The 21,064-nt window shown below is 64.0% G+C and carries 15 protein-coding genes; 12 read left to right on the plus strand and 3 right to left on the minus strand.

The window, feature by feature from the left end:
• The first annotated feature begins 23 nt into the window (after positions 1-23).
• Positions 24-845, plus strand: coding sequence for a class I SAM-dependent methyltransferase (locus FHW92_RS05265; protein WP_168602226.1), 822 nt, complete (start codon positions 24-26; stop codon positions 843-845).
• A 139-nt stretch (positions 846-984) separates the two neighbouring features.
• Entirely contained in the window at positions 985-3,078 is a 2,094-nt protein-coding gene (locus FHW92_RS05270) for a bifunctional (p)ppGpp synthetase/guanosine-3',5'-bis(diphosphate) 3'-pyrophosphohydrolase (RefSeq protein ID WP_168602227.1), read from the plus strand.
• A gap of 269 nt (positions 3,079-3,347) precedes the next feature.
• On the opposite strand, the gene FHW92_RS05275 is transcribed toward FHW92_RS05270, so the two are convergent.
• Together FHW92_RS05275 and FHW92_RS05280 are read right to left on the minus strand one after the other, a co-directional pair.
• Complete coding sequence (locus FHW92_RS05275) at positions 3,348-4,193, minus strand: XdhC family protein (RefSeq protein WP_168602228.1); 846 nt, start codon at positions 4,191-4,193, stop codon at positions 3,348-3,350.
• A gap of 10 nt (positions 4,194-4,203) precedes the next feature.
• Positions 4,204-5,805, minus strand: coding sequence for an alpha-amylase family glycosyl hydrolase (locus FHW92_RS05280; protein ID WP_168602849.1), 1,602 nt, complete (start codon positions 5,803-5,805; stop codon positions 4,204-4,206).
• A 324-nt stretch (positions 5,806-6,129) separates the two neighbouring features.
• Here FHW92_RS05280 and FHW92_RS05285 point away from each other — a divergent pair, with 324 nt between their 5' ends.
• From FHW92_RS05285 to FHW92_RS05330, 10 genes are all read left to right on the plus strand, one after another.
• Positions 6,130-8,544: a glycogen/starch/alpha-glucan phosphorylase gene (locus FHW92_RS05285; RefSeq protein WP_168602229.1), complete on the plus strand. Its 2,415-nt coding sequence runs from the start codon at positions 6,130-6,132 to the stop codon at positions 8,542-8,544.
• A 13-nt stretch (positions 8,545-8,557) separates the two neighbouring features.
• Positions 8,558-10,729 carry a 1,4-alpha-glucan branching protein GlgB gene (gene glgB, locus FHW92_RS05290; protein ID WP_168602230.1) on the plus strand — a complete coding sequence of 724 codons (2,172 nt, stop codon included), beginning with the start codon at positions 8,558-8,560 and terminating at the stop codon, positions 10,727-10,729.
• A gap of 13 nt (positions 10,730-10,742) precedes the next feature.
• Entirely contained in the window at positions 10,743-12,008 is a 1,266-nt protein-coding gene (glgC, locus tag FHW92_RS05295; protein ID WP_168602231.1) for a glucose-1-phosphate adenylyltransferase, read from the plus strand.
• Positions 12,009-12,022: 14 nt separating this feature from the next.
• Entirely contained in the window at positions 12,023-13,537 is a 1,515-nt protein-coding gene (gene glgA / locus FHW92_RS05300) for a glycogen synthase GlgA (RefSeq protein WP_168602232.1), read from the plus strand.
• Positions 13,534-15,186, plus strand: a complete 1,653-nt coding sequence (locus FHW92_RS05305; protein ID WP_168602233.1) for an alpha-D-glucose phosphate-specific phosphoglucomutase — start codon at positions 13,534-13,536, stop codon at positions 15,184-15,186. Before glgA ends, FHW92_RS05305 begins: the two co-directional genes overlap by 4 nt.
• Complete coding sequence (glgX, locus tag FHW92_RS05310; protein WP_168602234.1) at positions 15,186-16,967, plus strand: glycogen debranching protein GlgX; 1,782 nt, start codon at positions 15,186-15,188, stop codon at positions 16,965-16,967. The genes FHW92_RS05305 and glgX overlap by 1 nt, the downstream gene beginning before the upstream one ends.
• Positions 16,968-17,011: 44 nt before the next feature.
• Positions 17,012-17,710 (plus strand): helix-turn-helix transcriptional regulator, encoded by a 699-nt coding sequence (locus FHW92_RS05315; protein WP_246869964.1) that lies wholly within the window; start codon positions 17,012-17,014, stop codon positions 17,708-17,710.
• A gap of 249 nt (positions 17,711-17,959) precedes the next feature.
• Complete coding sequence (locus tag FHW92_RS05320) at positions 17,960-18,358, plus strand: c-type cytochrome (protein ID WP_246869965.1); 399 nt, start codon at positions 17,960-17,962, stop codon at positions 18,356-18,358.
• A gap of 96 nt (positions 18,359-18,454) precedes the next feature.
• On the plus strand, positions 18,455-19,153 hold the full coding sequence (locus tag FHW92_RS05325) for a TonB family protein (RefSeq protein WP_168602235.1): 699 nt from the start codon (positions 18,455-18,457) through the stop codon (positions 19,151-19,153).
• A gap of 53 nt (positions 19,154-19,206) precedes the next feature.
• A complete protein-coding gene (locus tag FHW92_RS05330) occupies positions 19,207-19,647 on the plus strand; it encodes a DUF2721 domain-containing protein (protein WP_168602236.1) in 441 nt (146 codons plus the stop codon).
• A 389-nt stretch (positions 19,648-20,036) separates the two neighbouring features.
• Here FHW92_RS05330 and FHW92_RS05335 read toward each other — a convergent pair whose 3' ends face one another.
• Positions 20,037-21,056, minus strand: a complete 1,020-nt coding sequence (locus tag FHW92_RS05335; protein WP_168602237.1) for a type II secretion system F family protein — start codon at positions 21,054-21,056, stop codon at positions 20,037-20,039.
• Positions 21,057-21,064: the final 8 nt, after the last annotated feature.

Consider the following 21,064-nt stretch of genomic DNA (forward strand, 5'->3'; position numbering starts at 1 on the left):
CAAACGGGAGTGAGTGTGGGGACATGGCCGATCTGCTGATCCATTCAATGGCCGAATTCGGCGAACTGATCCTTGATGTGCTGGCCGCCGCCAAAGCGCGGACCCTTGCCGAGATCGGGGCGGAATTTGGTGGCATGTCCACCCGTCTGGCCCAATATTGCCACGAACGCGGCGCAGAGCTGATCAGCATCGACCCTTCGCCCAAGCCCGAATTTCTGGTCTGGGCGGCGGCCATGCCCCATGTACACCATATCGCCCGGCCCAGCCTTGAGGCCATGCCCGAACTGGGGCCGATGGATGCCTGGGTGATTGACGGCGATCACAATTATTACACAGTCTTTCATGAACTGGCGCTGGCGTCGGCCAATGCGCAGGAGGCCGGGCGGCCGCTGCTGGCGATCCTGCATGACGTTGGCTGGCCCTGTGCGCGGCGCGACATGTATTATGCCCCGGAACGGATCCCGACGGAATTTCGCCATCCCCATTCCTATGATGTGGGCGTTACGCTGGATTCGCGGGGCAGCATCGCCCATCGCGGCTTTCGCGGCGGCGGTTTTCATGCCTGGGCGCTGGAGGCGGGCGGCGCGCGCAACGGTGTGCTGACGGCGGTGGAGGATTTTATCGCCGGACAAAAGGGACAAGGGCGCGACCTGCGCTATGCCCATGTGCCCGCCGTTTTCGGGCTGGGTGTCGTTTATGATGGCGATGCGCCATGGGCCGCAGATGTGGCGCGCATCCTTGCGCCCTATGACGACAATCTGCTGCTGGCCCGGCTGGAGGAGAACCGGCTGCGCAATTATCTGGCCGTGATCGATTGGCAGGATCGCGCCGCTGTCGGGGGCTGAGGCCATGATGGAACAGGCCGCCCTTCGCCCTTTAAGCATTGGCGCAAAGATGTTTTGCGGCAAAATTCGTTGCCATGCGTCAATGTCCCGGCCTTTCCCCCTTGCCCTTGCGCGTTCCACCCCCCAAAGTCTTTGGACGATGTTGCGCCAATACGAACTTGTCGAAAGGGTGAAGGCTTACGCGCCTGATGCGGATGAGCAGATGCTCAACCGCGCCTATGTTTATACCGTCCAGAAGCATGGCAGCCAGAAGCGCGCCAGCGGGGACCCCTATTTCAGCCATCCGGTCGAGGTGGCCGGGTTGATGACCGAGTTGAAGCTCGATCAGGATACGATCATCACCGCGCTGCTGCACGATACGGTCGAGGACACGCTGGCCACCATTGATGAGGTGGAGAAGCTGTTCGGGCCGGATGTGGCGCGGATGGTCGATGGCGTGACCAAACTGTCCAAGATCGAAGCGATGAGCGAGAAGGAGCGCGCGGCCGAAAACCTGCGCAAGTTCCTGCTGGCCATGAGCGAGGACCTGCGGGTGCTGTTAGTCAAGCTGGCCGACCGGCTGCACAATATGCGCACGCTCCATTACATCAAGAGCGAGGACAAGCGCCGCCGCATCGCCAAGGAAACCATGGATATTTATGCCCCGCTGGCCGAGCGCGTGGGCATGTATGAATATATGCGCGAGATGCAGTTGCTGGCGTTTCAGCAGCTTGAGCCCGAGGCCTATGCCACGATCACCGGGCGCCTTGCGCAAATCCGCAGTCAGGACCACGGGCAGGTGGATGCCATCGCCCTCTCGATCAGCCAGGCGCTGACCGAGGCGGGGGTGAAGTGCAAGGTCTGGGGCCGGGAAAAGCACCCCTATTCGATCTGGCGCAAGATGGCCGAGCGCCATGTCAATTTCGACCAGATCACCGACATCATGGCCTTCCGCGTGCTGGTGGACAATGTCGAGGATTGCTATCGCACCATCGGCGTGCTGCACACCACATGGCAGGCTTTGCCGGGGCGGTTCAAGGATTACATCTCGACCCCCAAGGTCAATGGCTATCAAAGCCTGCACACCTCCATGATCTATGAAAAGGCCATGCGGATGGAGGTGCAGATCCGCACATGGAATATGCACGAAACCAACGAATACGGGCTTGCCGCGCATTGGAGCTATAAGCAGGGCGGGGTGATGCCGGATTCGCAGGTGGGTTGGCTGCGCGATCTGGTCGAGGTGCTCGAGGCCAGCAACGATCCTGAAGAATTGCTCGAAAACACGCGGATGGCGATCTATCAGGACCGCATCTTCGCCTTTACCCCCAAGGGCAAATTGTTCCAGTTGCCCAAGGGCGCGACCCCCATCGACTTTGCCTATGCGGTCCATTCCGATCTGGGCAGCATGGCGGTGGGCGCCAAGCTCAACGGCCGCCACGTGCCCTTGCGCACGGCGCTGAGCAATGGCGATGTGGTCGAAATCATCAAGAACCGGTCGGCCAGCCCGCAACTGGCATGGCTTGGCTTTTGCGTGACGGGCAAGGCGCGCGCCGCGATCCGCCGCGCGGTGCGCATCAAGGAGCGCTCCGAACTGGCCGCCATCGGGCGCAAGTTGTTCGACGAGATTATCGAGCGCCTGCCCACCAAGGTCGGCAAGAAGGCCACTGCCGAGGCGGTCAAGCGGCTGGGGCTGAAGAACGAGGACGAGCTGATGGCCGCCATCGGCACGGCCAAGCTGGACGACCGGCAGGTGATGGAGGCGCTGGTCCCCGGCTCTGCGCGCGACATGCCCGAGCCCGAGGCCTGGCCCAAGCAGGAACGCGCGATCTCGATCAAGGGGCTTACCCCCGGCATGGCTTTCCAGCTTGCCGAATGCTGCCACCCGGTGCCGGGCGACCGCATCGTGGGCCTGCGCAAACCGGGCGTCGGGGTCGAGGTCCATTCTATCGCCTGCGACGTGCTGATCGAGGGCGGGGACCACGACTGGATCGACCTGTCATGGGGTGATCGCAGCGTTGGCGCCGTCGGCCGCCTGCGCTGCGTCCTCTATAACCGCCCCGGCACGCTGGCCGAAGTCACAGGCATCTTCGCCGCCAACAAGGCCAACATCACCCAGCTCCAGAATGTCCAGCGCGACGAACTCTTCGGCACCTATGAGGTCGATCTGGAGGTCAGCGATCTGGCCCACCTGACGCGGATCGTGTCCAGTTTGCGCGCCAGTGATGCGGTGTCGCAGGCGGATCGGTTGTAGGGTTGGTTTAGGGGTGTGAGGTGCCTCCGGCGGGCAAAGGGCGGGGGCCCTTTGCAATCCCGATACTGTCGGCGTTGTGCTATGGGGGCGGCGGTTTGTGTCAGACGGGCGGTTTGAATTTTTAAAGCCTGCGGCGCTTTTCAGCGCTGCCTCGCCGCGCCGCAGGCTTTAAAACTCATCGCGCCACCTCGCCAACTTCCCACCACTCCAGAATGGGATTGCAAAGGGACGAGTCCCTTTGCCCGCCGGAGGCACACCTGCCTCAAACCCTACCCCAACAACCCCTCATAAGCCCCCACCACCTCGGCCAGCACGGATAGCGCCAACACCGAGGGCGTCCGCGTGGCCGGGATCAACCCGATGGGCGAATGCAGACGCGCCAGCGCGGCCCCGTCGAAACCCAGCGAGGACAGCAAATCCACCCGGTTCGCCCGCGTTTTCGCGCCGCCCTGCGCGCCCACATAGAAGGCATCGCTCCCCATTGCCCATGGGATCAGCGTGCGCTCCCATTCGTGGTCGTGGAACAGGACGGCCACGGCGGTCCATGCATCGGGCGTCCAATCATCGGGCAGGGCGGGGGGCTGGCCCAGCGACATGATGGCATCTCCGGCCTGCCCATGGGGCGTGGCCAGCAACACCTCGATCCCCTGCGCGCGACCCATGGCGGCGAGGGTCGCGGCTTCCGGCCCGCTGCCCAGCACGAGCAGGCGCAGACGGGGCAGGTAGCGTCGGGTAAAGCCCGCGCCCAGCGGCAGATGCGCCACCTCGCGCCGCTTCAGCGCCGCCACCGCGCCCTGCAATGCATCGGCATCGGGGGCCGGATCGACCATCACCTCAACCCCCGAACCGCAGGGCAGGCGGACGTCGATAAAGGGCGAACCCGCGCCATAGCGCAGCACGCGGGGCTCTCTGCCCGCCATGGCCTCGCGCATCAGCGCGGCTTCGAGGCAGCCATCGGCCAGCGATCCGACCATGCGCCCATCGCCCAGCACCGCCAGTTGCGCGCCCCAGCGCCGCGACCAGCTGCCGTCGATCCCCACGACTGTGCAAAGCGCGCCGCCATGCGCTGCCGCCGCGGCCAGGGCGGCATGATCGTCATCAATGGGCAATGTCATGCCGGGCGTGTTAGCCCAATGCCTGTCGAATGAAAACTGCGCCGAATGGCGGCAATTGCGCGGCCCCGCCGCCATTGACCGAGAGCATCAGCGCGCCGGGCGGACAGGCATGGCGCATGGGCGCGGCGCCGAGGTTGAAGGCGCAATGCAGCCGTTCGTCCCCCCAAGCCCTTGCGAAATGCAGCAACATGCCATGGGTATGCACATCCTCCATCGCGCCGAGGCGCAGGGCCGCGCTGCCCCGGCGCAGGGCCAGCATCGCGCGGGTCCATTGCAGCGGGCTGGCCGGATCGGCCTCCTGCGTGGCGGCGGCGCGGGCGATATTGGCCTCTGACAAAGGCAGCCATGGTTCGCCTGTCGTAAAGCCGCCATGGGGCGCGTCCGATTGCCATGGCATTGGCGTACGCACCCCGTCGCGGCTCAGCGTCAGGGGCCAGTTGGCGATGGCCTCTGGGTCTTTGAGCAGGTGGAAAGGGATCTCGTCCTGCGTCAGCGCCAGTTCCTGCCCCTGATAGAGGAAGATATTGCCGCGCAGCGCGATCAGCAGCGCCATGGTCAGCCGGGCATAGGCGGTCAGATCCGCGCCTTCTGCCCAGCGCGAGATATGGCGCGGCGCATCGTGGTTTTCAAAGGCCCAGCTTGGCCAGCCTTCGCCCGCCTCGCCATGCCATTGGCCAAGCGAGCTCTTGATCCGCTGCGGCGTCAATTCGGGGGCATAGAGAAAGTCGAAACTGTAGGCGCTCGACAGGCGCGCGTCGCCCGCCGTGTAATCCTTCATCAGCCCCACCGCGCCATCGCCGCCCACCTCGGCCACAGTGAAGATCGCGCCATATTCGCCGTAGAGCGCGCCGATCCGCTCGATGAAGGGGATGGCGGCGGGGTGGTTCTGGCTGTGGATCTTGTCCTGAAAATCGAAGGGGCGGGTGCGGATATGATGCCCCCGCGACACCGGATTGTCGCGCAGGTCGGGATCGAAAAAGGCGTGGTTCAAAGCATCGAGCCGGAACCCGTCCACCCCGCGATCCAGCCAGAAGCGCATGACATCAAGGCAGGCGTCCTGCACCGCCGGGTGATGCGCGTTGAGCTGGGGCTGATCCTTCAGGAACTGGTGATAGTAATATTGCTGGCGCCGGGCGTCCCATGTCCATGCCGGGCCGCCAAACACCGATTGCCAGTTGTTGGGCGGGGTGCCGTCCGGGTTGGCGTCGCGCCAGACATACCAGTCGGCATGATCGCCCTCTTTCGATGCGCGGCTGCCGGCGAACCACGGATGGGCATCGCTGGTATGAGCGAACACCAGGTCGATGGTGACCTTGATCCCCAATTCATGCGCGCGGGCGATCAGCGCGTCGAAATCGGCCAGCGTGCCGAAGATCGGATCGACATCGCGATAGTCCGCCACGTCGTAGCCGTAATCGGCCATCGGGCTGGTAAAGAACGGGCTGATCCATATTGCCTCGACGCCAAGGGAGGCGATATGGGGCAGGCGGGCGGTGATGCCCGGCAGGTCGCCGATGCCGTCGCCATTGCTGTCGGCAAAGCTGCGCGGATAGATCTGATAGATCGCCGCCCCGCGCCACCATGGCATCTCTTCACAACTGGCATCACTCATCGCGCGGCTCCGCAGCATGGCGGCGCGGGAAGGCGCCGATGTCCTTTATTCTGGCATTGCTGCGCCGCAGCGCCAAGAGTGCTGCGCCGCGATGACATACGTATTGCCAAAGGAGCATCATCGACAGGGCAGGAAATTGTGACAATAGATTGCATCACACCTTGTCGGCTCGGGCAAAGCTGTCCTAGTCTCCTGCAAAGGAAGCGACGCGAAAACACCTATGCGCTCATCAGAGGCAAGGCGCGACGTCGGTTGGGGGAGGACAGGACATCAGCGTCTCGGGCGGCCAAAGGGCGCTTCGGGCATCATGGGGAGTATCGTTGCATGAGCCAGTCCCAGACAGATTCCCAGCCCTCGATCAGCGATTTGATTGTCGATGTTCTGCGCCACCGCGTGGGCAAGGACGAGCGCGCCGCCAAGCCGCATGACTGGTTTCACGCCGCCGTGCTTTCGGTGCGCGACCGGATCATCGACCGCTGGTTTGAATCGACCCGCCGTACCTATGAGGAAGAGGGCAAGCGGGTTTACTATCTGAGTCTGGAGTTCCTGATCGGGCGGTTAATGCGCGATGCGCTCTCCAATCTGGACGTAACGCGCGAGATGGAAGCGGCGCTGCGCGAACATGGGTTCGATTTGGCCCAACTGGAGGAGCTGGAGCCGGATGCGGCGCTGGGCAATGGCGGGCTTGGGCGGCTTGCGGCCTGCTTTATGGAGAGTTTGGCAAGCCTGGATATTCCGGCCTATGGCTATGGCATCCGATACGTGAATGGCATGTTCCGCCAGCGGATCGACGATGGCTGGCAGGTGGAATTGCCCGAAACATGGCTGGCGCATGGCAATCCTTGGGAGTTTGATCGCCGCGAAAGCGCCTATCGCGTCGGTTTCGGCGGGGAAGTGATCGAGGGCAACGGCGGGGTGGTGTGGCATCCGGCCGAGCAGGTTGAGGCCAGCGCCGTCGATACGCCCGTGGTGGGCTGGCGGGGCAAGCGGGTCAACACGCTGCGCCTGTGGACGGCATGGGCGCTCGATCCGCTGCGGCTGGATGCCTTCAACGCGGGCGACCATGCGGGCGCTCTGGCCGAACAGGTCAAGGCGGACTCTCTGGTGCGCGTGCTTTATCCGGCCGACAATACGCCTGCGGGTCAGGAATTGCGGCTGCGTCAGGAGTATTTCTTCTCCAGCGCCTCCATTCAGGATATCCTGCGCCGCCATCTTCAGGCCGACAAGGACGTGCGCAATCTGCCGAAAATGGCCGCGATCCAGTTGAACGACACCCACCCCAGCGTGGCCGTCGCCGAACTGATGCGGCTGTTGATCGACGTCCATCATCTGGAATTCGACGAGGCGTGGGAGGTGACCAAGGGCACCATCGGCTATACCAACCACACGCTCCTGCCCGAGGCGCTGGAAAGCTGGCCGCTGCCTTTGTTCGAACGGCTTTTGCCGCGCCATATGCAGATCGTCTATGCCATCAACAGCCGCGTGCTGCGTGAGGCGCGCAAGGCCGGGATGAGCGGCGAGCAGATTGCCGCCATTAGCCTGATCGACGAACATGGCGAGCGGCGGGTGCGCATGGCCAATCTGGCCTTTGTCGGCGCGCACAGCGTCAATGGCGTGGCCGCGCTGCACACCGATCTGATGAAGAGCACGGTCTTTTCCGATCTGCACAAGCTGTATCCCGCGCGGATCAACAACAAGACCAATGGCGTCACCCCGCGCCGCTGGCTGCAACAATGCAATCCGGGCCTGACGCGGGTGATCCGCGAGGGGATCGGCGATGCGTTCCTGGATGATGCCGAAAAGCTGGCCGATCTGAACGCCTTGGCGGGCGACGCGCAATTTGGCGAACGCATTGCCGAGGTCAAGCGCGCCAATAAGGTGGCGCTGTCCAACCATATCAAGCAATTGATGGGCGTGCGGCTCGATCCCGATGCCCTGTTCGACGTCCAGATCAAGCGCATCCATGAATATAAGCGCCAGTTGCTCAATCTGGTCGAGACCGTCGCGCTTTATGACCAGATCCGCAGCCACCCGGAAAAGGACTGGGTGCCGCGCGTCAAGATCTTTGGCGGCAAGGCGGCGTCCAGCTATCACAATGCCAAGCTGACCATCAAACTGGCCAATGACATTGCCCGCCGCGTCAATTCCGATCCCAGCGTGGGCGGGCTGCTCAAGGTGGTGTTCGTCCCCAATTACAATGTCAGCTTTGCCGAACGCATTATCCCCGCCGCCGACCTGTCGGAACAGATCAGCACGGCGGGCATGGAAGCGTCCGGCACGGGCAATATGAAATTCGCGCTGAATGGTGCGCTGACCATCGGCACGCTGGACGGGGCGAATATCGAGATCAAGGACCGGGTGGGCGACGATAACATCGTCATCTTCGGCATGACCGCGCAAGAGGTGGAGGACACCCGCGCCAATGGCTATAACCCCCGCGCCATCATCGAGGGCAACCGCGAATTGCGTCAGGCGGTGCAGGCCATTGCCAGCGGCGTGTTCAGCCCCGATGACCGCGACCGCTACAAGGGGCTGATGGGCGGTCTCTATGATAGCGACTGGTTCCTTGTGGCCGCCGATTTCGACTCCTATGCTCAGGCCCAGCGCGCCGTGGATGCGCGCTGGATGGACGAAGCGGGCTGGCGCAAGGCGGCCATTCACAACATTGCCAATGTCGGCTGGTTCTCCTCTGATCGCACCATTGGCGAATATGCGCGCGACATCTGGGGCGTGAAATAAGGACAATATCCAAGTGAAGCCCGACCCGACCGCCATTGCCGCCCTGCTCGATGGATCGCATGGCGATCCCTTTTCCCTGTTGGGGCCGCATGAGGGGCCGGGGGGCACTTTTGTCCGGGCTGTCCTGCCCGGGGCGCAGGTCGCGGTGGCCTGCGCGCTGGACGGGACGGAACTGGGCGAACTGGCGCTGGTGGATGACCGGGGTCTGTTTGAAGGCGTGATCGCCGGGGCGCCCCAACCCTTGCGTTATCGCGTCGGGGCGCTGGGCGCGCATTGGTTTGTCGAGGATGCCTTTTCCTATGGGCCGGTCCTTGGTCCGCTCGACGATTACCTCATCAACGAGGGCCATCACCTGCGCCTGTTCGACAAGCTGGGCGCGCATTGCATCAGCCATCAGGGCAGCGAGGGCGTGCATTTTGCGGTCTGGGCGCCCAATGCCGCGCTGGTCAGCGTGGTGGGCGATTTCAACGATTGGGACCATCGGCGCCACCCGATGCGCCGCCGCGCCGACATCGGCGTGTGGGAAATCTTCGTGCCCACCGTGGGCGTGGGTTCAGCGTATAAATACCGCATCGTCGGGGCCGATGGCACGGTCCTGCCGCTCAAGGCCGACCCATGGGGGCAGGCGGGCGAATTGCGCCCCTCCACCGCCAGCCTGACCGCCCATCCGGTGAAACAGGACTGGGGCGATGAAACCCACCGCGACTATTGGGCCAAGGTCGACCCGCGCCGCGCGCCCATCAGCATCTATGAGGTCCACGCCGGATCATGGATGCGCGATGATAAGGACTGGTTCCTCGACTGGGACGCCATGGCGGAAAAGCTGATCCCCTATGTGGTGGAGATGGGCTTTACCCATATCGAATTCCTGCCGATTGCCGAACATCCCTATGATCCGTCATGGGGCTATCAGACGCTGGGCCTGTTTGCCCCTTCGGCGCGCTTTGGGCCGCCCGAAGGCTTTGCCCGCTTTGTCGATGGGGCGCACCGGGCCGGGATCGGCGTGCTGGTCGACTGGGTGCCCGCGCATTTCCCCACCGATGCGCATGGGCTGGCGCGCTTTGACGGCACGGCGCTGTATGAACACGACGATCCGCGTCTGGGTTTTCACCCCGACTGGAACACCGCGATCTATAATTTCGGGCGGCGGGAAGTGTCCTCCTTCCTCGTCAACAATGCGCTGTTCTGGGCCGAGCGCTATCATGTCGACGGGCTGCGCGTCGATGCGGTGGCCTCGATGCTCTATCGCGATTACAGCCGCAAGGCGGGCGAATGGATCCCCAACGAGGCGGGCGGGCGCGAGAATTGGGAAGCGGTGGATTTCCTGCGCGCCGTCAACCGGGCGGTCTATGGCCAGTTCCCCGGCTTCTTCACCGTGGCCGAGGAATCGACCGCATGGCCGGGCGTGACACAACCGGCGGTGGAGGACAATCGCAGCGCGCTGGGCTTTGGCTTCAAGTGGAACATGGGCTTCATGCATGACACGCTGCGCTATATGGCGCGCGATCCCATCCACCGGCGCCATCACCATAACGACATCACTTTTGGCCTGATGTATGCCTTTGCCGAGAATTTCGTGCTGGCGATCAGCCATGACGAGGTGGTCCATGGCAAGGGCAGCCTGGTCAACAAGATGGCGGGCGATGAGTGGCAGAAATTCGCTAATCTGCGCGCCTATTACGGGTTGATGTGGGGCTATCCGGGCAAGAAGCTGCTGTTCATGGGGCAGGAATTTGCCCAGCTTCGCGAATGGAGCGAGGAGCGCAGCCTTGATTGGGATCTGCTGGGCCAACCCGCGCATGAGGGGATGCGCAGCCTCGTGCGCGATCTCAACCGCGCCTATCGCGAGACGCCCGCGCTCCATGCCCGCGATTGCGAGGGCGAGGGGTTCCAATGGCTGGTGGTCGATGATGCGCTGGCCAGTGTGTTTGCATGGGTGCGCCATGCCGGCGATGGCGGCTGTGTGGCGGTCATCAGCAATATGACGCCCCAGGTGCATGGCTCGTACCGCCTGCCTTTGCCGCGCGAGGGGGTATGGCGCGAAATCATCAACACCGATGCAACCATCTATGGCGGCACGGGCTTGGGCAATATGGGGCAGGTTGTGGCGCAAAATGGCGCGGCGTTGGTCACGCTGCCGCCTCTTGCCACGATTATGCTGGAATGGATCGAAGCTGCGGCGTGAATGGGAGGGTATGATGCGCGATACGAATAGCCAGCCTCTGGCTCGTGAGGCGATGGCCTATGTCTTGGCCGGGGGGCGGGGCAGCAGGCTCAAGGAACTGACCGACAATCGCGCTAAGCCTGCGGTCTATTTCGGGGGAATGAGCCGGATCATCGACTTTGCCCTGTCGAATGCGATCAATTCAGGGATCAGGCGCATCGGCGTGGCCACGCAGTACAAGGCGCACAGCCTGATCCGCCACATGAACCGCGCGTGGAATTTCATGCGCCCGGAACGTAACGAAAGCTTCGACATCCTGCCCGCCAGCCAGCGCGTATCCGAAACCCAGTGGTACGAGGGTACCGCCGACGCCGTTTATCAGAATATCGATATCATCGAGAGCTATGGTCCCAAATATATGGTCATCCTGGCGGGCGACCATATCTATAAAATGGACTATGAACTGATGCTGCGCCAGCATGTGAACAGCGGCGCGGATGTGACGATCGGCTGTCTGGTGGTCCCGCAAAAGGAGGCCAGCGGCTTTGGCGTGATGGCGGTGGACGGCAATGATGTCATCACCGATTTCGTCGAAAAGCCGATCAATCCGCCCGAAATTCCGGGCAAGCCGGGCTGGTCGCTGGCGTCGATGGGCATTTATGTGTTCGACACCAAATTTCTGTTCGAACTGCTGCGCGAGGATGCGGCCAATCCGATCAGCACGCATGATTTCGGCAATGATCTGATCCCCAAGATCGTCAAGGGCGGCAAGGCGGTGGCGCATCGCTTTACCGAAAGCTGTGTTCGGGCGGCCGATGAGATCGGCGAATATTGGCGCGATGTCGGCACGCTGGATGCTTATTTCGAGACCAATCTCGATCTGACCGATACCGTGCCGATGCTCAACATGTATGACCGCGACTGGCGCATCTGGACCGATCAGGTCGTGGCCGCGCCCGCCAAATTCGTCCATGACGAGGAAGGGCGCCGGGGCCATGCGATCCGTTCGCTGATCTCGCAGGACTGCATCGTGTCGGGCGCGACGGCCTATCGCTCGCTGCTGTTTACGGGCGTGAAGATGGGCAGTTGGTCCGAGGTCAATGAGGCGGTGATCCTGCCCTATTGCAACATCGGGCGTCATGCCAAACTCTCGCGCGTGATCATCGATTCGGGCGTGCGCATCCCGGAAGGTCTGGTGGTGGGCGAGGACCCCGAACTGGACGCCAAGCGTTTCCGCCGCACTGAAAACGGCGTCTGCCTCATCACCAAGCGGATGATACAGGCGCTGGATCTGGATTGAAGGGATTGGGAGACATGACCCTGCGCGTCCTCAGCCTCGCCTCGGAGGCCGTGCCTTTCATCAAGACCGGCGGGCTGGCCGATGTGGCGGGGGCGCTGCCCGCCGCGGTCGCCCCGCATGGGGTGGCGATGACCACGATGCTGCCGGGCTATCCGGGGGTTCTGGCGCGGCTGGCGGCGCAATATCCGGCGCCCAAATCCAAGCGCGCAAAAGCGGCGGGGCCAAAGGTTCTCCACGAATGGGAGGCGATCTGTGGCCATCCCGCGCGGCTGCTGGCCGGAACGCTGGATGGCGCGGGTGATGGCGCGCCCTTGTTGGTGCTCGATTGCCCGGCGCTGTTTGACCGCCCCGGCGGGCCTTATGGCAATGATGCGGGGCAGGACTGGCCCGACAATGGACTTCGCTTTGCCGTCTTTGCGCGGGCGGCGGCCGATGTGGCGGGGGGCATTGTCGAGGGGATGACCTTCGACCTCCTCCACGCTCACGATTGGCAGGCGGGTCTGGCTCCGGCCTATCTCAAATTCGCGCCCTATGGCGGGCATTCCGTTCCCAGCGTGATGACGATCCACAACATGGCGTTTCAGGGCCATTTCCCTGCCGCGCTGTTTCATGAGATCGGCCTGCCTGCCGAGGCATGGGCGATGAACGGGGTGGAATATCACGGCGGCGTGGGGCTGTTGAAGGCCGGGCTGGAGGCGGCTCATGCGATCACCACCGTTTCACCCACCTATGCGCTGGAAATCCGCGAGCCGCATTTCGGCATGGGGCTGGAAGGGCTGATCCGCAGCCGGGGCGCGCAGGTGCATGGCATTGTCAACGGCATCGACCCGGCCGAATGGAACCCGGCCACCGACGCGGCGATCAAGAGCCAGTTTACCGTGCGAAGCCTTGCCAAACGACAGGCCAACAAACGCGCGCTGGAGGCCGAATTTGGCCTTGAGCGCGACGACGGCCCGCTCTTCATCGTGGTCAGCCGTCTTACGTGGCAAAAGGGCATGGATGTGCTGGCGCAGTGCATCGATCATCTGGTTGGGCTGGGCGGGCGTCTGGCGCTGCTGGGCTCGGGCGATGCGGGGCTGGTGGGCGAGCTTTCCGCCGCCGCCGCGCGCCATCCGGGGCGCGTGGCCCTGCGCATCGGCTATGACGAGGCGCTCTCGCACCGGATGCAGGCGGGGGGCGATGCCATCCTTGTGCCCAGCCGGTTCGAGCCTTGCGGCCTGACGCAATTGTACGGGCTGGCCTATGGCTGCGTACCGGTGGTGGCGCGCACAGGGGGGCTGGCCGATACGGTGGTCGATGCCAATCTGGCCGCGGTCAAGGCCGGGGCGGCCACGGGCTTGCAATTCGCAACAGTTGACTATGCCTCGCTTTCGGGCGCAATCAGTCGTGCAATCCTGCTTTATTCCCAGCAGGATGTGTGGCGCGCGATGCAAAAAGCCGGAATGTCCGCCGATTTTACCTGGCGTCAATCGGGCGCCGCCTATGCGCATTTATACAGATCCATCGCTTTGGAGAATTCGCCAGCATGACCGCAACGACCCTGACCCCACAGGTCATCACTCAGGCCACCCAGCCGATTGCCGGGCAAAAGCCGGGCACTTCGGGCCTGCGCAAGAAGGTGAAGGTCTTTGCCCAGCCCAATTACGCGGAAAACTTTATCCAGAGCGTGTTCGACGTGGTCGAGCGGGGCGATGGGGCCACGCTGGTGATCGGCGGCGACGGGCGCTATCACAACCGCACCGTGATCCAGCAGGCGATCCGCATGGCCGCCGCCAATGGCTATGGCCGCGTGCTGGTGGGTCAGGGGGGCATTCTCTCGACGCCTGCGGCCTCCAACGTGATCCGCCAATATGGCGCCAGCGGGGGGCTGGTCCTGTCGGCCAGCCACAATCCGGGCGGCCCGGATGAGGATTTTGGGATCAAGTATAACATCGCCAATGGCGGCCCCGCGCCCGAGGGCGTGACCGAGGCGATCTATCAGCGCACCACGCAAATCACCGAATGGCGCGCGGTGGATACGGCCGACATTGATCTCGATACGCTGGGCGTGGTCGATGTGGCGGGCATGGCGGTCGAGGTGATCGACAGCGTGGCCGACTATGCCGCGCTGATGGAAAAGCTGTTCGATTTCGGAGCGATCCGGGCCGCTGTCGCCGGTGGGCTGACGATGAGCTTTGATGCCATGCATGCCGTCACCGGCCCCTATGCGCATGAAATTCTGGAAAAGCGCCTCGGCTTTGCGCCCGGCACGGTGAAGAATGGCGTGCCGCTGGAGGATTTTGGCGGGCATCATCCGGACCCCAATATGGTCCATGCCCATGAATTGTTTGAAACGATGTTCGGGCCCGACGCTCCCGATTTCGGCGCGGCGTCGGATGGCGACGGCGATCGGAACCTGATCGTGGGGCGCGGGATTTTCGTGACGCCTTCGGATTCTCTGGCGATGCTGGCGGCCAATGCGCATCTGGCGCCCGCCTATGCGGGGGGCCTCAAGGGCATTGCGCGCTCCATGCCGACCAGCGCGGCGGCGGACCTTGTGGCGCAGAGCCTTGGCATTCCCGCCTTTGAGACGCCCACGGGGTGGAAATTCTTCGGCAATCTGCTGGATGCGGGCATGGCCACGATCTGCGGCGAGGAAAGCGCCGGGACCGGCAGCGACCATGTGCGCGAAAAGGACGGGCTCTGGGCGGTGCTGCTCTGGCTCAACATTCTGGCCGTGCGCAAACAGCCGGTGGCGCAGATTGCGGCGGAACATTGGGCCAAGTTCGGGCGCAATTACTATGCCCGCCACGATTATGAGGGCCTGCCGACCGAGGCGGCCAATGCCTTGATGGGCGAATTGAACGGGGCGCTGGCCACTTTGCCGGGGCAGGTTTTCGAGGGGCTGACCATCGAGACGGCGGACAATTTCGCCTATACCGATCCGGTCGATGGCTCGGTGTCCACCAATCAGGGCGTGCGCATCCTGTTTGTGGGCGGCAGCCGCATCGTCTTCCGCCTGTCGGGCACGGGCACCGAAGGGGCGACCCTGCGCGTCTATCTGGAGCGATATGAGCCGGTGGGTGGCGATCTGGCGGGCGAGACGCCGGTCAAGCTGGCCGATCTGATCGCGGCGGCCGATGGCATCGCGGGCATCGCGCGCCACACCGGGCGGACCGAGCCCAGCGTCATCACCTGATGGCGCGTTACGGCGCGTGGGTAGAGGCGGGCGCGACCCATTTCGCGGTGCGCGCCCCGCTGGCCGCTGCGGTGTGGCTCTGCCTGTTTGAAGGGCAGGCTGAGGTGTGCGTTGCTATGGCGCGCGAAGGGGATAATTGGCGCGTCAGCCTGCCGGGAGACCGGGCAGGCGCGCGCTATGGCTATCGCGCCGATGGGACGTGGGATCCGCAAAACGGGCGCTGGTTCGATCCGGCCAAATTGCTGGTCGATCCCTATGCGGTGGAATTGGATCGCCGCTTTGTTCAGGATCCGATGCTGGCGGTCTATGGCGTGGATACGGGGGCGATTGTGCCGCGTGCGATTGTGCCGGGCGCAATGCCGCCGGTCGCGCCTCTGCCGCCCTGTTTCGCGCCGGGCGGGTTGATCTATGAGGTCAATGTGCGCGGCTTTACCCTGCTGCACCCCGATGTGCCGGAGGCGCAGCGCGGGACGGTGGCGGCGCTGGCGCATCCCGCGATTATCGCGTATTTGAAGAAGCTGGGCGTGGGCGCGGTGGAGCTGATGCCGATTGTGGCCTGGCTGGATGAGCGCCATTTGCCGCCCTTGGGTCTGCGCAATTTCTGGGGTTATAATCCGGTGGCGATGATGGCGCTGGACCCCGGCCTGTGCCCCGGCGGGGTGATGGAATTGCGCGAGACGGTGGCGGCTTTGCGCGCCGAGGGGATCGGGGTGATCCTTGATCTGGTGTTCAACCATACGGGTGAGAGCGATGTGCTGGGCGGCGTGCTGTCGCTGCGCGGGCTGGATGATGCGGCCTATGCCCATGCGCCGGATGGGGCGCTGATCAACGATACGGGTTGCGGGAATACGCTGGATTTTGCCAATCCGGCGGTGCGCGAATTGACGCTGGCGGCGCTGCGGCATTTTGTTGTCACATGCGGGGTGGATGGGTTTCGCTTCGATCTGGCGCCGGTGATCGCGCGCGGGCCGGGGTTTGATCCCGATGCGCCGATCTTTGCCGAGATCGCCGGTGATCCCGTTCTGGCCGACCGGGTGATGATTGCCGAGCCGTGGGATATCGGGCCGGGCGGCTATCAATTGGGGCGCTTTCCGGCGGGCTGGCTGGAATGGAATGATGCGTTTCGCGATGATGTGCGGCGGTTCTGGAAGGGCGAGGGAGGGCTGGGCGCGCTGGCCACGCGGATGGCGGGCAGCGCGGATGTGTTTGGCGAGCAGCAATGCCGCAGCGTCAATTTCCTGGCCGCGCATGATGGCTTCACGCTGGCCGATATGGTGGCCTATGAACAGCGCCACAACCACGCCAATGGCGAGGATAACCGCGATGGGCATGGCGAGAATCACAGCTGGAACAATGGCGTTGAGGGACCAAGCGATTCGCCCGAGGTGAACGCGCGGCGGGGGGCGGATGCGCGCGCGCTGCTGGGCACTTTGTTCGCCTCGACCGGCACGATCATGCTGAGCGCGGGCGATGAATTTGGCCGGACGCAGCAGGGCAACAACAATGCCTATTGTCAGGACAGCGCGATCGGCTGGGTCGACTGGTCGGCGCGGGACGAGGCGCTGGAGGATGATGTCGCGGCGCTTTCGGCCCGGCGGCGGGCGGGGGATTTCGCGCAATTTCCGCGTGATGGGCGCTGGCTGGCGCGCGATGGGGCGGCAATGGCGGCGGCGGATTGGGAAGCGCCGGGGGCGGGCTATGTCGCCCATGTTTCCGATGATCCCGACAGGCCGCAGGGGTGGCGGATTGACCGGGACAATCGGCGTGCTGAAATTTTATGAAGATATATCTTGAAGGTTTTTGAAATTCTCCTACATTCGGCTTCATGACCGATATGAAGGAGTATGCCATGTTCGGATCGAACATCGGAAAACACGGGCGCAGGGGTGCCCACGGCTTTGACCATCACGGCTTTGGCCATCACGGCCATCACGGCCACCACGGGCGCTTTGCCGCCGGTTTTGAGGGCGGCTTTGAAGGCGGCCCGTTCGGGCGCGGCGGTTTTGGAGGCGGTTTCGGCGGCGGCGGCTTTGGTGGCGGGCGCGGTTTCGGCGGGCGCCGGGGCAAGCTGTATGACGGCGATGAATTGCGCCTGCTCGTCCTCGCGCTGCTGGCCGATGCGCCTCAGCATGGGTATCAGATCATCCGCGCCTTTGCCGAACAATCGGGCGGCGCCTATCAGCCCAGCCCCGGCGTGCTTTACCCGCTGCTGGTGATGCTGAGCGAAATGGAGCTGGTGGTCGAGGTGGACACTGCCGGGGGCAAGCGCCGCCTGTTTGCCATCAGCGATCTTGGCCGCGCCGAGATCGAGGGCAAGGGCGAGCAGATCGAGGCGCTCTTTGCCCGGTTGAAAGCCCTGGCCGCGCAGGCCGAGCGGACCGATGGCGCCCCGGTGCGCCGCGCGGTCCACAATCTGCGCGCCGCCGTGATGGAGCGGCTGGGCCGCGAAGGGGCGGGCGAGGATCTGCCTTTTGAAGTGGCCCGTATCATTGATGAGGCCACGCAGAAGATCGAGAGGCTGTAATTCCTATTCAGCGCGCCGACAGCCATTCTGTTCGATAAGCAGGCTACAGCGCAAAACTGCGCATTGTGGGGCAGGGGGCGGCAAGGCCAGAGAAAATGCCCGATGTTTGCGTTGATTATGAACGCTGACGGGCCTTTCTCAACGCTTGCTTTCCCCGCCACTTTGCGGGCATGAGCGCCGATGAAAAAGACGGTCGGGATGATTCTGCGTGAATTGCCGGGCCGGGCCTTTCGCTTGAAAAGAGGATGAATGACGATGTCGCGACTGTTTACCCCCGCTGCCGCGCTGGTGGCTGCCGCCACGATGGCTCTGGGCTTTGCCGCTCCTGCTGCTGCTGCCGGTGATCCTGCCAAGGGCGCGGCCTCGTTCAAGACCAAGTGCCAGCTGTGCCATGTGATCGGCGCGGGCCAGAAGGGCACCATGGCCCCCAACCTGCTGGGCGTGGTTGGCCGCAAGGCCGGTTCCACCGATTTCGCGATGTATTCGCCCCAGCTCAAGGCCTATGGCAAGACCTGGACCCCGGCGCTGATCGATCAGTGGATTTCGGGTCCGACCAAGCTGGTGCCCGGCAGCCGCATGGCGATGGTGATCCCCGATGCGGCCGAACGCGCCAACATCGTGGCCTATCTGGGCACGCTGAAGAAGTAAGCCTGTTTCAGGTTTCGCATAAGGGGGCGGAAGGCTTGGGCTTTCCGCCCCCTTTGCGTTGGTGTCCGACCGGGCGTTGGTGCTAATAGACGGGCGATGGAAAAGCCTTCCACTCGAACGCGCCTTGCCGCCGCCGTGCTGGCGGGCGGTGTGCAGGGGCTGGTGCTGCTGGCCTTGCTGGGGCTGGGGCGCGGGGTCGATGGCCTGCGTCAGGGCGCGGTGGGCGCGATGGAGAGCGTCGATTTCACCCTGCCGCCGCCCCCCCCCGAACCGCAGGCAGAGCCCAAACCCCAGACCGCCGCGCCCGCCGCGCCCAAGGGGGCCGCGGGCGACAAGGCCGTGCCGCGCCCTGTGGCGGCGCCCAAACCCGTCGTGGCGCTGCGCCCGATCGTGGCGCCCCCGGTGGCGGGCAGCGGAACGGCGCAATCCTCGGGCGCGAGCAGCGGGGCGGGCACCGGCGCCGCCCAATCGGGGGATGGCGGCGGCGCGGGAGGCAGCGGCACGGGGCAGGGCGGGGGCGGCCCGGCGGTCAAGATCGCGGGCACAATCACCGCGCGCGATTATCCGCGCGAGGGGCGCGAGGCGCGGATCGGCGATTATGTCATCGTGGCGATCACGGTGGGCGTCGATGGCCGCCCCATCGCCTGTCGCATCCATCGGCCCAGCCGCGACCCCGCCGCCGATGCTCTGACCTGCCGGATGGTGATGGAGCGGTTCCGCTTCAATCCCGCACGCGACGGGGCCGGTCGGCCGGTCGAATCGGTCTTTGGGTGGAAGCAGAGCTGGTTCCTGTGAATAGGAATCGGGGCCTCTTGGGTTTGGGCCGCGCTTGAATTATGAACAGGCCCATGATCGCGCATACTATCCAGCTTGCCCTTGCCCCGGTTTTCGTACTGGTGGCGATCGGCAATATCATGAACATCCTGTCCACGCGGCTGGGCCGGATCGTGGACCGGGCGCGCGCTTTGCAAAAGCTCTATGGCGAAACCACCGGGGCGGCGCATGACATTGTCGTGCTGGAAATGCGGCAGGTCGATCTGCGTATTCAGTTGAACACCAAGGCTATTCGCGTGCTGGTGATGTCGGGCCTGTGCATCGGGCTGACGGTGGCGATCCTGTTTCTGGAGGAAATGGTGTCGGTGCCGCTCGAGCGCGTGGCGGCGGGGGGCTTTCTGATCTCGGTGGCGCTGCTGATGTGGGGATTGTGGCTCTTCCTGCGCGAGACGCAGATTGCCGCCGAGATCCTGCGCATTCCGGAAAAATACCTCGAATCGCATCGGGAACTCTGAGGTAGGCATAATCGCCCCTCCGCAGGCCAATGCGGATAAGAGGCCGTGGACCGGCAGACATGCGGGCCGCCTTGGTGCGCAAGGGCGGCGCTTTGGCGCTTTGGCGAAGGGCAGGGCAAACGCCGGTGTCCCTGCTCGGCCCTCATCAGCCGGGTGGATGGCGGCCGGGCTCGCAGGCTTCCGTCCATCCTTTTGATCCCGCTGGCTTTTTGGCGGTTGGGTGTGCGCGGCTGAGATGCCGCCGCCTTTGCCCCGCAACGCCTGCCGGTCCTCCCTTGCCGGGGCCGGCTGGGGGGCTGTCGACGGCCCCCGATGCGGATCTCGGCGCGGGATGGTGGCGGCTTATAACCGGAATGGTTTTCTGTAGGACAGAGTCTTTGTTCGCGGGCTTATTTCTTGGTCGCCGCCGGGCCGCTGCTGAAGGCGTCGGCAATCGAACAGGCCGCCGGGCCAAGGATGACGATGAACAGCACCGGCAGAATGAACAGGATCAGCGGCACGGTCATGATCGCCGGCAGACGGGCGGCCTTTTCCTCGGCGCGCATCATGCGTTCGTTGCGGAATTCGGCGGACAGCACGCGCAGCGCCGAGGCCAGCGGGGTGCCGTAGCGCTCGGTCTGGATCATCGTCGTCACCACCCCGCGCACCGAGTCGAGCGCCACGCGATAGGCAAGGTTTTCAAAGGCCTGGCGCCGTTCGGACAGGAAGGACAGCTCGATGGCGGTCAGCGCGAATTCATCGCCCAGTTCGGGATAGGCCCGCCCCAGTTCCTTGGCCACGCGCGAAAAGGCCGCGTCCACCGTCAGGCCCGCCTCGGCGCAGATCACCAGCAGATCGAGCGCGTCGGGCAGGCCCTTGCGGATCGCGGCGGTGCGCTTGGTGATCAGGTTCTGGACATAGATGTCGGGGCCTTTGTAGCCGCCCACGACGGCGGCGGCAAAGCCCATGAATTTCTTGAAATCGGTCCATTGCGGGAAATAATTGACCCAATAGATCATGATCGCCGCCAGGCCGCCCAGAATGATCGGCGCCACCATACGGCCAAAAATGATCGCGACGGCCCATTCCTTGTTGCGGATGCCCGCCTGCGCCAGCTTTTGCTGGGCATCGGCCAACTGGCTGTCCTGCAGCACTTTGAGCTTGTCGAGGATCGAGCGGATGGCGTCGGTCGTGTCGGAACGGCGCACGATATTGGCGCGTTTTTTGGGCGTATGGGCAACGATGCCCGCCTTGAGCTGTTCGCGCCTTTCGTTGAGCGCCTTCACCCGCTTCTGCATCGGATCGCGCACGGTCAGCGCGGCATAGATCGCCACCATCACCATGATCGCGGCCACACCCGCCAGCAGCGTGCCGACGAAAAACACGTCAAAGCCCAGAATATGGGGGTGGGTTGCGGCTGTCTGGTCCATCGCTTGGC

The organism is Novosphingobium sp. SG707, assembly GCF_012275515.1.
In the GTDB taxonomy this organism is placed as follows: Bacteria; Pseudomonadota; Alphaproteobacteria; order Sphingomonadales; family Sphingomonadaceae; genus Novosphingobium.

Bases quoted from the DNA above. Each gene is read 5' to 3' on its own strand.
- FHW92_RS05305 (WP_168602233.1), top strand. From the start codon at position 13,534: ATGACCGCAACGACCCTGACCCCACAGGTCATCACTCAGGCCACCCAG.
- glgA (WP_168602232.1), top strand. From the start codon at position 12,023: ATGACCCTGCGCGTCCTCAGCCTCGCCTCGGAGGCCGTGCCTTTCATC.
- FHW92_RS05315 (WP_246869964.1), top strand. From the start codon at position 17,012: ATGACCGATATGAAGGAGTATGCCATGTTCGGATCGAACATCGGAAAA.
- glgX (WP_168602234.1), top strand. From the start codon at position 15,186: ATGGCGCGTTACGGCGCGTGGGTAGAGGCGGGCGCGACCCATTTCGCG.
- glgC (WP_168602231.1), top strand. From the start codon at position 10,743: ATGCGCGATACGAATAGCCAGCCTCTGGCTCGTGAGGCGATGGCCTAT.
- FHW92_RS05320 (WP_246869965.1), top strand. From the start codon at position 17,960: ATGACGATGTCGCGACTGTTTACCCCCGCTGCCGCGCTGGTGGCTGCC.
- FHW92_RS05265 (WP_168602226.1), top strand. From the start codon at position 24: ATGGCCGATCTGCTGATCCATTCAATGGCCGAATTCGGCGAACTGATC.
- FHW92_RS05330 (WP_168602236.1), top strand. From the start codon at position 19,207: ATGATCGCGCATACTATCCAGCTTGCCCTTGCCCCGGTTTTCGTACTG.
- FHW92_RS05285 (WP_168602229.1), top strand. From the start codon at position 6,130: ATGAGCCAGTCCCAGACAGATTCCCAGCCCTCGATCAGCGATTTGATT.
- FHW92_RS05275 (WP_168602228.1), bottom strand. From the start codon at position 4,193: ATGACATTGCCCATTGATGACGATCATGCCGCCCTGGCCGCGGCGGCA.
- FHW92_RS05270 (WP_168602227.1), top strand. From the start codon at position 985: ATGTTGCGCCAATACGAACTTGTCGAAAGGGTGAAGGCTTACGCGCCT.
- FHW92_RS05280 (WP_168602849.1), bottom strand. From the start codon at position 5,805: ATGAGTGATGCCAGTTGTGAAGAGATGCCATGGTGGCGCGGGGCGGCG.
- FHW92_RS05325 (WP_168602235.1), top strand. From the start codon at position 18,455: ATGGAAAAGCCTTCCACTCGAACGCGCCTTGCCGCCGCCGTGCTGGCG.
- FHW92_RS05335 (WP_168602237.1), bottom strand. From the start codon at position 21,056: ATGGACCAGACAGCCGCAACCCACCCCCATATTCTGGGCTTTGACGTG.